10 protein-coding genes are annotated in these 12,184 nt (G+C 64.9%); 9 read left to right on the forward strand and 1 reads right to left on the reverse strand.

Annotated features, from left to right (window positions below):
- The first annotated feature begins 3 nt into the window (after positions 1-3).
- Genes ACP5M5_RS02340 through xrtA form a run of 8 tightly spaced genes read left to right on the forward strand, consistent with a single transcriptional unit; the run spans position 4 to position 9,911 of the window.
- Positions 4-1,590 carry an XrtA system polysaccharide chain length determinant gene (locus ACP5M5_RS02340; RefSeq protein ID WP_427935263.1) on the forward strand — a complete coding sequence of 529 codons (1,587 nt, stop codon included), beginning with the start codon at positions 4-6 and terminating at the stop codon, positions 1,588-1,590.
- A complete protein-coding gene (locus ACP5M5_RS02345) occupies positions 1,587-2,468 on the forward strand; it encodes a hypothetical protein (RefSeq protein ID WP_427935265.1) in 882 nt (293 codons plus the stop codon). Before ACP5M5_RS02340 ends, ACP5M5_RS02345 begins: the two co-directional genes overlap by 4 nt.
- Before the next feature lie 32 nt (positions 2,469-2,500).
- Positions 2,501-4,240: a hypothetical protein gene (locus ACP5M5_RS02350; RefSeq protein ID WP_427935267.1), complete on the forward strand. Its 1,740-nt coding sequence runs from the start codon at positions 2,501-2,503 to the stop codon at positions 4,238-4,240.
- Between the two features lie 7 nt (positions 4,241-4,247).
- The gene (locus ACP5M5_RS02355; protein ID WP_427935268.1) at positions 4,248-5,246 is read left to right on the forward strand and encodes an XrtA/PEP-CTERM system-associated ATPase; all 999 of its coding nucleotides are present in this window, start codon (positions 4,248-4,250) and stop codon (positions 5,244-5,246) included.
- 25 nt (positions 5,247-5,271) lie between these two features.
- Positions 5,272-6,126 (forward strand): XrtA system polysaccharide deacetylase, encoded by an 855-nt coding sequence (locus ACP5M5_RS02360; RefSeq protein ID WP_427935284.1) that lies wholly within the window; start codon positions 5,272-5,274, stop codon positions 6,124-6,126.
- A 6-nt stretch (positions 6,127-6,132) separates the two neighbouring features.
- On the forward strand, positions 6,133-7,176 hold the full coding sequence (locus tag ACP5M5_RS02365) for a FemAB family XrtA/PEP-CTERM system-associated protein (protein ID WP_427935269.1): 1,044 nt from the start codon (positions 6,133-6,135) through the stop codon (positions 7,174-7,176).
- A gap of 6 nt (positions 7,177-7,182) precedes the next feature.
- Complete coding sequence (locus ACP5M5_RS02370) at positions 7,183-8,409, forward strand: TIGR03087 family PEP-CTERM/XrtA system glycosyltransferase (protein ID WP_427935270.1); 1,227 nt, start codon at positions 7,183-7,185, stop codon at positions 8,407-8,409.
- Positions 8,406-9,911: an exosortase A gene (xrtA, locus tag ACP5M5_RS02375; RefSeq protein ID WP_427935272.1), complete on the forward strand. Its 1,506-nt coding sequence runs from the start codon at positions 8,406-8,408 to the stop codon at positions 9,909-9,911. Before ACP5M5_RS02370 ends, xrtA begins: the two co-directional genes overlap by 4 nt.
- Positions 9,912-9,919: 8 nt before the next feature.
- Here the strand turns inward: xrtA and ACP5M5_RS02380 are convergent, their stop codons facing one another.
- Positions 9,920-10,942 (reverse strand): glycosyltransferase family 2 protein, encoded by a 1,023-nt coding sequence (locus ACP5M5_RS02380; protein WP_427935273.1) that lies wholly within the window; start codon positions 10,940-10,942, stop codon positions 9,920-9,922.
- Here ACP5M5_RS02380 and ACP5M5_RS02385 point away from each other — a divergent pair.
- Entirely contained in the window at positions 10,941-11,879 is a 939-nt protein-coding gene (locus ACP5M5_RS02385) for an FkbM family methyltransferase (protein ID WP_427935274.1), read from the forward strand. The two genes, ACP5M5_RS02380 and ACP5M5_RS02385, sit on opposite strands and share 2 nt — an antisense overlap.
- Positions 11,880-12,184 lie beyond the last annotated feature (305 nt).

Genomic DNA, 12,184 nt, shown 5'->3' on the forward strand with positions numbered 1-12,184 from the left:
GCGATGGACCAGCTTTCCACGCTTCTGCATCGCTACCTCGTCGGCGCCTGGCGGCGGCGGTGGCTCGCGCTCGCCGGCGCTTGGCTTCTCTGTCTTGGCGGCTGGGTCGGTGTCGTGCTGATGCCCAATCAATATGAGGCGAGCACGCGGCTCTATGTCGATGCCGACGCCGTGCTCACGCCGCTGCTGCGGGGGCTCGCCATCGACAGCACGCCGGCGAACCAGGTCGATCTCCTGCAGCGCACTTTGCTCAGCCGGCCCAATCTCGAAAAGCTGATTTCGAAGACCGATCTCGACCTGCTTGCCCCCGATCCGGTCCGCCGCAACGCGCTGATCGAGCAATTGGCGACGGCGATCCGCATCCAGTCACAGACCAATAACCTTTTCACCATCACCTACCGCAACACCCGCCCGCGCCTTGCCTATGACGTGGTGCAGACGCTGATCACCATTTTCGTCGAAAGCGCGACCGGCACCAATCGCTCGCAGATGCAGAACGCGGGACGCTTCCTCGATGCCCAGATCGCCGAATATGAGGCCAAGCTGCGTGAGGCCGAGCATCGACGGGCCGAGTTTCAGGCCAAATACATGGAGCTGCTGCCCTCTGACGCGAATGGCGGGGTCGGCGGGCTGGAAGCGGCACGCGCGCAGGTCACTCAGCTCGAAGGCGAACTCGCCGATGCGATCGCCAAGCGTGACATGCTCGCCCAAGATCTCCACTCGAATTCGCCGCTACAGATGTCAGAAGCGGGACGGGCGGCGCTGCAGCACAACGCCGGCGCCGCCGCCGCCGACCCCGATCTCATCGCCGCGGAGAAGAAACTCCGTGAGCTGCGATTGAAATATACCGAGGACCACCCCGAGGTGATCGCCGCGCGCCGCTTGGTCGAGGCGCTGAAAGCCGCGCCTTATACCGGCGCCGGCGCCGGCGGCGGCGGCGGCGCGCATGCTGGCGCCAACGCGGGACATGGTTTGCCGAACGCGGTCTACGACCAGATCAAGGTTCGCCTGCTTGACGCCGAGGCGACGGTGAATTCGCTCCGTCGCCAGCGTGACGAGGCGATCAAATCGCGCGATCGGCTCGCCGCGATCGTGCGCAACGAGCCGGGGTTGCAGGCCGAATACATGGATCTCGATCGCGATTACGCGGTGGTCCGCAAGACCTATGAGGAATTGCTCAGCCGGCGTGAGGTGATGCGGCTCTCCTCGGCGGCCGATACCGATGCCGACAAGCTGCGCCTCCAAATCATCGATCCGCCGCAGATGCCGCGGGCGCCGGTGGCGCCAAAGCGTGCCTTGCTGATGGCCGGCGTGCTGGTCGCCGGGCTCGGCGGTGGCGCGGGCCTTGCGCTGCTGCTCGCGCATCTCGATTCCTGCTTCTATACCGCGAACGATCTCCGCAGCTTCGGCCTGCCGGTGCTCGGTGGCATTTCGCTGACCTCGCACGGACCGCGGGGCGCGGCGATGATGCCCATCATCACCTTCGGGTTTGGCGTCATCCTGCTGGTTTTCATGTTCGGCGCCTTCATCACCGGGCCGCATTGGTTCGCCGCCATGCCGGGCTCGCATTGGCTGGCGAGGTTCGTGTGACGGTGCAAACCAAGACGTCTCATCTCATCGAGCGCGCGGCGAAGCATCTCCGTGGTCTCGAGGAGCTCACTCGCTCGGCGCCGTTGCCGCCAGCGCCCAGCGAGGAGGCTCCCGCCGCGCGGACGGCGCCGCTTTCTCCCGCCGCCTTCGTGCCGCCGCCGCCCCTCGAGTTGGCGGTTTTGGAGCAAGCCGGCATGATCCCTTGGGGGCGCAAGCGCGACCGCGTGGCCGAGGAATTCCGCCTCGTCCAGAGCCAGGTTCTGCGCCAGCTCGACGCCGGCGCCAAACCCGGCCAACAGAGCTCTGGCCTCTCAAACCTGGTGATGATCACCAGTTCCCGGCCGAATGAGGGCAAAAGCTTCGTCGCCCTCAACCTTGCCGCCGCCATCGCACATTTCGGCGCGCGCCAGGTATTGCTCGTCGATGCCGATGCCAAACATACGTCGCTCTCACACCATCTCAACCTCACCGAACAGCCCGGCTTGCTCGATTTCGGCGCTGGCCTCATGCCACGCCCCGAGGCGCTGGTGGTGCCGACGCGGCTTGAGACCCTGTCGATCCTGCCGATCGGCGGTGTCGGTCCTGGCCGCGGTGATCTCGCCGCCAAGGTGTCGATTGCGACCACCGTCGAGCGGTTGGCCCGCCGCTTCTCCTCGATGGTGATCATGCTCGATGCGCCGCCTTGCCTTTCGACGAGCGACCCGAGCGCGCTCGCCCCGGTGGTCGGGCAGATTGTTTTCGTGGTCGAGGCCGAGCGGACAAAGCGCGGCGAGGTGGAGTCCTCGCTCGATCTCATCGCCGCGTGTTCGACGATCACTCTCTTGCTCAACAAATCTCAGTTGACGACAAAGAGCACCTTCGGCGCCTATTATTACTGATCGCGTCGGACGGGAGGCAGGGTGGTCATCACATGAGCGCTTTTTGCGGTAGCGCCGCGGCCTGCCCTCGCCGCCATGCCGGCGGGTATTTTCGGCGGATCGCCGCCGGCCTGGTGCTCGGCGCGGGCGGGCTTGGTCTCGGCGGTACCGCAGCCCGGGCGCAGGACGCCGCTCTGCTCCCCGCCCCGCCGGCCGCCCCGGCCTCACCGATCGCGGTGGCGCAAGTCAATCTCGGCGCGCCGCCGCTCGCCAACCCCGACGTGTTGCCGACGCCGCTCACCCCGGCCGCCCCGGCGCCGCCGCCAGCGGGCGGCACGCCGCCGGCGTGGGCGATCACGTCCAGCCTCAATGTCAGCGAGACCTATATCGACAACGTGCTGATGATCAGCGCGCCGCGCGATTCTGACATCTATACCTCGATCAACCCCTCGATCTCGATCGTCGGCGATACCCAGCGTGTCCAAGCGACGGCGGTCTATGATCCCAATTTCCTGATATATCCTGGCTATTCCGGGCTCAATCAGATCGACGAGAACGGCACCGCGCAGGCGACGATCACCCTCGTGCCCGAAACGCTGTTCCTCAATCTTCAGGGGTTTGCCTCGACCCAGGACACACCCGGCGGCTCGATCGGCCCGTTCGGCTATAACCCGGCTTTTACCGAGCAGATCACCAGCTTCTCGGTCGCCCCCTATATTCAGCACCAGTTCGGTGATTACGGCACCGGCAAGCTGATGTATTCCTTCAACAACACAAATTTTGGCTTGGCCGGGCTCAATGGCGTCGACAGCTATATCCCGCCAAGCTCGCAGTATCCCGCCTACTTCAATCCCTTCAACGGCAATCTGATGACCAGCGAGGAGCAGGCGCAATTCACCACCGGGAACTTCCTCGGCCGCCTGCAACTTCAGAGCACCGCCGATCTGCAGCAATATAACGGCTTCGGCATGGGGCCGGACTCCTATCAGAATATCTATGACAACGAATTTTCCTATGCGCTGACGCACAGCTTCGCGCTGCTCTTTGGCGGCGGCTGGGAAGACATCAACTACAACATGCAGCCCGACATCGCGATCCATGATGCGATCTGGGATGTCGGCTTCAAATGGAAGCCCAACGCCGATAGCACCGTGATCGCGACCTACGGCCACAAATACGGCCTCACCTATCCCTATCTCGACGGCGAGTATCAGCTTTCCAAACGCACCAAGATCAACGCCAATTACACCGAATATCTCGACACCGCGCCGCAGGCGATCCAGAACAACCTCGCCAATTCGACGCTGCTGCCGACGGGACAGACCACCTCGACCGCGACCGGCGCGCCGATCGCCATCGCCAACCCGTTCTTCGCCCTCGAGGAGGGATTGCTCCAGACCAAGCTTTTTAATGCCGGCATCACCACCACCTATGACCGCGACACGTTCTCGCTCACCGGGAGCCACGAGACCGATTATGCGATCGCCGTCGTCCCGGGCATTCTGTCTTATTCCGATCGCATGTCTTACGGGACGCTGTCTTGGACCCACACGATTTCCGATGATCTGAGCGCGACCAATTCTTTCACCTATGGGCCGATGTCGTTTTATATCGCAGGGTCGCCGGCGGAGAATTTCACCACAGTTCAGGCATCGAGTTCGCTCACCTACACCATTAGTCCAACGTTAAGTGCTATCGCGACATATACCTATATGGAGTTTCTCGGCAATTTGCCCGGCGTCAGCGCGACCGCGAACATGGTGACCGTCGGGTTGACCAAAACCTTTCAATAGCGAGTGCATGTTCCAGGAATACTACAAGCTCGAGCTGCCGCCGTTCCAGCTCACCCCCGATCATCGCTTCTTCTTCGGATCGAGCGTGCATAGTCGCGCCATCGCCCATCTCGTCTATGGCCTATCGCAGGAGGAGGGGTTCATCATCATCACCGGCGAGGTCGGCGCCGGCAAGACGACGCTGGTCGAGCGTCTCGCCTCCGAGATCGACCAAGCGAGCTATGTGTTGGCGCGGATCGTGACGACGCAGGTTTCCGGCAATGATCTCTTTCGCCTGATCGCCGCCGCGTTCGGGATCGATGGCAGTGACAAGGCCGCTTTGCTACGTGACTTCGAGGCGATGCTGCGCAATCATCGCGCGTGCGGCCGGCGCACCCTGCTCGTTGTTGACGAGGTGCAGAATCTCGACATCCCGGCGCTCGAGGAATTGCGTATGCTCTCCAACATCACCGATGGCGGGCATGCCTTGTTGCAAACCATCCTGCTCGGCCAGCCGCAATTCCGCCGCACGCTCGCGAGCCCCGATCTCGACCAGCTCCGCCAGCGCGTTCTCGCCTCCTATCATCTCGGCCCGCTGAACGAGGAGGAGACCCGCGCCTATATCGAATATCGTCTCAAGGCCGCCGGCTGGTCTGGGAGCAATCCAAGTTTCGAGGCCGGCGCCTTCGCCGCCGTCTATCGCCACACCGGCGGCGTGCCGCGCCGCATCAACCGGCTCTGTTCGCGGGTTCTGCTCTATGGCGCGCTCGAGGAGACATCGCAGATCAGCGAGCCGATGGTCGAGACCACGGCGCGCGAACTGAATGACGATCTCGGCGCGGGAACCCCGGTCGCGGTGACGCCCGAGCCCGGCCAATCTCTTGCGCTGCCGGCCCAGCCGCAGGTTTCGATGGTGTTCGATCTGCTGCAGCGGGTGCAGGCGCTGGAGCAGGTGGTGGCGCGCCGGGAACGGGTTTTCGAGCGTCTTCTTGACCTGCTCGGCAGTGATGTCGGTCTCAAGCGATGATCGGAACGGGGGAGATGGGGTCGTGATGGGCGAAAGCGCGGCGATCGCCAATGCCATGACGGTCGATGTCGAGGATTATTTCCAGGTCCAGGCGCTGTCTTCCGTGATCGCGCGCGCCGATTGGGAGGGCATCGCCTGCCGGGTCGAGGACAATGTCGCCCGCCTTCTCGATCGCTTCGCGGCGGCCGGGGTGCGCGGCACCTTCTTCACCCTCGGCTGGATCGCCGAGCGTCATCCCGCGATGGTGCGGCGGATCGTCGCCGGCGGGCATGAATTGGCGAGCCACGGCTATGACCATGTCCGCGTCGATCGCCTCGACCCCGCCTCTTTCGCCGCCGATATCGCGCGCACCAAGACCATTCTCGAACAGATCGGCGGCGTTCCGGTCGCGGGGTATCGCGCCCCGACATTCTCGATCAATCAGCGCAACCCCTGGGCGTTCTCGGTGCTTGCCGAGCAGGGCTATCGCTATAGCTCCAGCGTCTATCCGATCCGCCATGATCTTTACGGCATGCCCGAGGCGCCGCGCACGCCGTTCCGCACCGCCGATGGCGCGCTTTGGGAAATCCCGATGACCACTATCCGCTTGCTCGGGCGCAATCTGCCGTGCGCCGGCGGCGGCTATTTCCGGCTCCTCCCTTACCGGCTGTTTCGCCAGGGCCTCGCCCGGCTCAATCGGCAGGAGCGGCGGGCCGGGATTTTCTATATCCATCCCTGGGAAATCGACGCCGCCCAGCCGCGCGTCGCGGGGCTCTCGCGCCGCGCCCGGTTCCGCCATTACGTCAATCTCGCGCAGACCGCCGGACGTCTCGAGCGGCTGTTGCGCGATTTCACCTGGGACCGAATGGACCGCGTCTTCGCCGCACACTTGGCCGCTTGATCTGGCATGGCCGTCACCGTCAAACCGCTGACCGAACGCGCCGACGCGGCTTGGGATGCGTTCGTTGCCGCCCTCCCCGCCGGCACGTTTTTCCATCGCGCCGCTTGGCGTGACGTGATTGCGCGCGCTTTCGGCCATGGGCCGCTTTATGCCTTCGCCGAACGCGATGGCGCCATCGTTGGCGTCCTGCCGCTGTTTCACAAGACCTCGCTATTGTTCGGCAATGCGCTGGTCTCGAGCCCGTTTTGCGTCTATGGCGGCCCCCTCGCCGCCGACGATGAAGCCGCCGCCGCCCTCGCCGCCTACGCCGCCGACAAAATGCGCGCTTGCGGCGCCCCAAGTGTCGAATTTCGCCATGGTCCCGCCGAGGCCGCGCCGCTCGCCGATGGCTGGGTCGAGGGGCCGGCGCGCTATGTCACGTTCCGCAAGCCGATCGCCGCCGAGGACGAGGCCAATCTCCAAGCGATCCCGCGCAAGCAGCGGGCGATGGTGCGCAAGGGTATCGGCAACGGGCTGGCCTCGCGCGTCGGCGCCAGCATCGAACCGTTTTATCGGATTTATGCCGAGAGCGTGCGCAATCTTGGCACGCCCGTGTTTTCCCGCCGCTATTTCCGCCTACTGCTCGAGATTTTCGCCGATTGCGCCGATATCCTCACCGTCCTCGATGACGGGGCGCCGGTTGCGGCGGTGCTGAATTTTTATTTTCGTGACGAGGTACTGCCCTATTACGGCGGCGGCACCGAACGGGCGCGCTTGCGGGCGGCGAATGATTTCATGTATTGGGAGGTGATGCGCAGGGCTGCGGCGCGCGGTGTGCGGCTCTTTGATTTCGGACGCAGCAAGCTTGGCACCGGCGCGTTTTCCTTCAAGAAAAACTGGGGATTTTCGCCGACGCCGCTCCGCTATCGCTATCTCCTCGCCGAGGGCGCGGCAATCCCCGACACCAACCCGCTCAACCCGAAATACCGTTTGCTGATCGCGACCTGGAAGCGGCTGCCGCTTGCGCTCGCCAATGTCCTCGGCCCGCCGATCGTGCGCGGGATTGGCTGATCCGCCATGGCCGATCTGCTTTTTCTCAGCCATCGCATCCCCTATCCGCCGGACAAGGGCGAGAAGATCCGCGCTTTTCACATTCTTCGCCATCTCGCGCGCGATCATCGCGTGCATGTCGGTTGTCTGATCGATGATCCCGAAGATTGGCGGCATGTCGCGGATTTGCGCACATTTTGCGCCGATCTCGCCTGTTTTCCGCTGCATCGCCGCCGGCGGCGGCTGACGGCACTCCTTGCGATGCGGCCGGGGCGGCCGCTGACGCGCGATTATTTCTCCCATCGCGGCCTCGCCCGCTGGGTCGCCGACAAATGGGCCGGCGGCGTCCGTGACGTGTTCGTCTATTCCTCGGCGATGGCGCCCTATGTGATGGGAAGGCGGGGCGGGCGGCGTATTCTCGACATGGTCGATATCGATTCCGAGAAATGGCGCGCTTACGCCGAGGCAAGCGCCTGGCCGGGGCGCTGGCTCTATGCCCGCGAGGCGCGCACCCTGCTTGCCCTTGAGCGTGCCGCCGCCGCCGAGTTCGACCACACGTTCCTGGTTTCGGCGGCGGAATGCGCGCATTTCGCGCTCTTGGCGCCAGACCTCGGCGGGCGCGTGACCGCGCTCGCCAATGGCGTCGATCTCGCTCGTTTCGCCCCCGATCTCGGCCTGCCCAACCCCTATCCCGAGGCCAGCCCGGCGATCGTCTTCACCGGTACCATGGATTATCGGCCAAACCAGGATGCCGTCATCTGGTTCGCCAAGGCCGTGCTGCCGGGCGTGCGCGCAGCACGGCCGGGCGGGAAGGCGCCGGTATTTTACATCGTCGGCGCGCGGCCTGGGCGGGGGGTGCGTGAGCTTGCGCGCCTGCCTGGCGTTGTCGTGACCGGCCGCGTGCCCGACACACGCCCCTATCTCGCCCATGCCGCCTTGGTCGTCGCCCCGCTTCGCATCGCGCGCGGCGTTCAAAACAAGGTTTTGGAGGCGATGGCGATGGCGCGGCCGGTGCTCGCGACACCGGCGGCGTTCGAGGGGATCACCGCCGCGCCGGGGCGCGATCTCCTGGTTGCGGACGGCGCACCGGCGATGATCGCGGCGGCCATTTCGGTGCTCGCCGGGCGGCATCCGGAGCTTGGGCGGGCGGCGCGGGCGGCGATGCAACGCCATTACGCGTGGGAGGAGACGCTGGCGCCGCTTGATACCCTGTTCGTCCCGGCGCCGGTGAAGCGCGGGGAGGTGCCAGCATGAAACCGACGACGATGTCGGCGCCCATGTGGTGGGCGGGGTTTCGCCCGGCGGCGCCGGCGCTGGCGGCGGGCTTCATCCTGCTCGCGCTCGCGTTTTACCGCGAGGCGGACGCCGCGGTCGCGACCTGGTGGGATTCCACTGCCTATAATCATGGTTTTCTGGTGCTGCCGATCGCCGTCTGGCTGCTTTGGGAGCGGCGCGCGATGCTGGCCGGCGCGTTCGCGCGGCCGTGGCCGCTGGCACTCCTCGCCGCCGTGCCGCTGGCGGCGATCTGGTTCGCCGCCGAGCGCCTCGGCATCATGGAAGGGCGGCAACTCGCGGCGATGGCGCTGGTGCAAGTCTTGTTGCTTGCCAGTCTCGGGTGGGATTTCTATCGCCGCCTGCTCTGGCCGGCGCTTTATCTGTTCTTTCTGGTGCCGTTTGGCGGCTTTCTCGTGCCGGCTTTGCAGAATTTTACCCTTGGCTTCATCGATCACGGTCTCGCGCTGCTCGGCATTCCCTATTTCTCGGATGGTTTTTCGATCGAGATCGCAGAGGGGAAATTCTACGTCGCCGAAGCCTGCGCTGGGCTCCGCTTTCTCGTCGCTTCGATCGCCTTCGGGGTGCTCTATGCCGGCGTGATGTATCGCAGCCCGGGGCGCCGGGTGGTTTTCATCGCCGCGTCCCTGATCGTCCCCGTGCTCGCCAATGGCATGCGCGCGCTCGGCATCGTCGTGCTCGGCCACATCATCGGCAGCGCCCGCGCCGCGACCGCCGATCATCTGATCTATGGCTGGGGGTTTTTCGCCTTCGTGACTTTTGTTCTCATTCTCGGCGGGCTGCCGTTCCGCGAGCCGATGGCGGTGCCGCCGGCAATCCCTGCCCGTCCGTCTGCGGCACCGCGGGTGCTCTGGCCCGGCCTTGCGCTCGGTCTCTTGGCGCTGGCCGCGCCGCTCAGCGCCATGGCGCTCGACGGGGCGGCGGCGGCGTCCGGCGTGCGGCTCGCTTTTTCGGCGCCAGCCGGCTGCATCGCCGCCCCAAGTGAGGCGCGGCCAGCCTTGCTCGCGGTGGCCAACGGCACCATGCGCGCGTTGCTGTGCGCCGGCGGAGAGATCCGGCTGACGGTCGCGGCGTTGCCGGCGCGGACCGATCCTGGCCTCGTTCTGCGGGTGATGCGCGTGCTCACCGGAGAAGCGGGCGCCGATGATGCGTTGATTTCGCCGCTCCCCGCGAAACCTTGGCGGCTGATTGCGACCCGCGCGGAGACCGAGGCGCCGTTTCGCGTCGTCGCCGGCGCCTTGTGGCTGGCGGGTGAGCCCACCGGGCCGGGGATCACGCTTCGCCTGCGCCAGGCGTGGCGCAGCCTCGGGATTGGCGCTGCAAGTGGCGTGCCGCTGATTGCGGTGCTGGCGCCGGCCGGCGCGATGGATGAGGCGACGGCGGCGACAAAGCTCGAGGCTTTCCTCGCGGCGATGCCCGACCTCGCCACCACGCTCGCAGCCGCTTCGGCGGCGGCGCGATGAGGGGGAAATTATCGCGCGCGCGCCGAGCCGGCGGCGAGCAGCACGGCGGCGAGGGGTTTGGCGAGCGGCGCCGGCAAGGTCGCGATGGCATGTTTGACGGCGATTTTCCCGCCCCGCTCGGCCGTCGGCAGCAGGGCGTGGATTTCCCGCACGGCGGCGAAATCGCGGCGCGCGAACGCGGTTTCCAGCGCCTCGCGCCGGCGCCGCGCGATGCTCGCCCGGATCAGCGCCGCATGCGGGGCGAGAGCAGGGCGCGTGCGCAGCACGTGTTCGAGGACGCGGGCATCGCCGAGATTCATTTTCTGGACATCGGCGGAGTAATTGTCGCCATGTTTCCTGATGCCGACCAGCGGCGCGCGGAGCACGCCGAGCGGCGGGTGTTCGGCGTTGCGGAGATGGGTTGCGAAATCCATGCCGACGGTCCGGCTCACCGCTTCGTCCCAGCCGCCGACCGACTGGAAATACTGCCGATCGACGACCATGGCGGAGGGGAAAAAGGGCTGAAAGGCGATCAGGCGCGCGATGATCGCGGTATCGAACACGCCGATCTCCGCCCCCAGCGCGCGCAGCCCTTCCCAAAAACCGGCTGGCGCCTGGGCGAATTTGCTCTCGTTTTGCCAAACGCCATCGCGGACGATGACGAAATCGCCGTAGGCGGCGCGGGTGCCGGGTTCCGCCCGCCACAACGCTTCCATCGCCGCGAGGAAACCCGGGCGCCAGAGATCGTCGCTGTCGCAAAACGCGACAAGATCGGTCTTGAGCGCCGCAACGCCGGTGTTGCGCGCGACCAGTTCGCCCGAATTCGTGATCCGCAGCGCCTTGACCCGCGGTGCATAGCGGGCGAGCACCGCTTGCGTCTCGTCGGTCGAGCCATCATCGACGACGATGATCGCGTCCGGCTGCCGTGTCTGGCCGAGAATGGCATCGAGGGTTTCGGGAAGAAAGCCGGCGCGATTATAGGTGGGCACGACGACGCCGATCGAAAGCGTCATCCCGGCGCGCGCGTTTTGTTCGAGGGTTGTGTCATTCATGCCTAATTTCACCAGATTAACGACGGAATTTCAAATCCGCGTGCTCGCCCGCTTGATTACGCGGATGGGGCCGGAGAACGCGGCGTGGCTCGCGCGGCGGGTGATGCGGGACCGGCGCGACGCCAATACACGTGCTTTCGCCGCATTCTCGCAGCAATGCGTCGAGGCGTGGAAAAACCGGCAATATGACGTCCATCTGAATGGCGAGGCGGCGCTGCTCGCGGCACTGGCGCCGTTCAAGCCATCTGTGCTGTTCGACGTCGGCGCGAATATCGGCGAGTGGTCGCTGGCCGCCGCCGCTTTGCTGCCCGACGCACGCCTTCACGCCTTCGAGATCACGCCCGCGACCGCCGAAACCCTCGCCGTCAACGCGGCGCCGTTTGGCCAGCGTCTCACCATCCATCCCTTTGGGCTCGGCGATCATGAGGGGGCGATCACGGTCTATCTCTCGCCGCGACATGACACCGCCAATAGCACGCTCCGCGACGCCGTCACGGTTTCCGCCGACGGGAATGATGATGCGACGATCGCCGAGGTCGCGGCACGCGTCACCACCGGCGATGCGTTTCTTGCCGAGCATGGGATCGCGCATGTCGATTTCCTGAAAATCGACGTCGAAGGGGCGGAGTTTTCGGTGCTTAACGGCTTCCAAAACGCGTTCGCTCGCAACGCGATTGACCTCGTGCAGTTCGAATATGGCGAAATCAATCTTAAAACCCGCGATTTTCTGGAGGATTACTATAAATTTTTCACCGCGCGCGGCTTCGTGGTTGGAAAGCTCTATCCCGAGGGGGTGATGTTCAAGCCATACGCGATCGCCGATGAAGATTTCCTTGGCCCCAACTATATCGCCTGCCGCGCCGAGCGCGCCGATTTGATCGCCGCCCTTCGTTTTCCTGACATGGCGCCGGGCCCGAGTGTGACCGCCACATCTTAAAACCCAGTTCTTAAAACATGGCGAGCATCAGCGGACAGACGATGCGCGCGATTGATCCCACCGAGCCTTCGCGTGACGACCCGCGCGCCGCTAACAACGCTGTGATAAATCGAGGGAATCAAACGACACGAGGCCGATCAACCGAATTTTAGGATGGGCTCTGAGATCGACGGTTGTTTGGCCACGCGTTCATAGATCGTCGCGCCGGGCGAATTGGCGTTTTACCGGGCGCACGGAAGATGCAGCCTATTAAGAATATTTTATAAAATTCACAGATCACGTGAACACATTGAATGAATTTTTAA

This window comes from Acidibrevibacterium sp., from assembly GCF_049965395.1.
Classification (GTDB): domain Bacteria; phylum Pseudomonadota; class Alphaproteobacteria; order Acetobacterales; family Acetobacteraceae; genus Acidibrevibacterium; species Acidibrevibacterium fodinaquatile.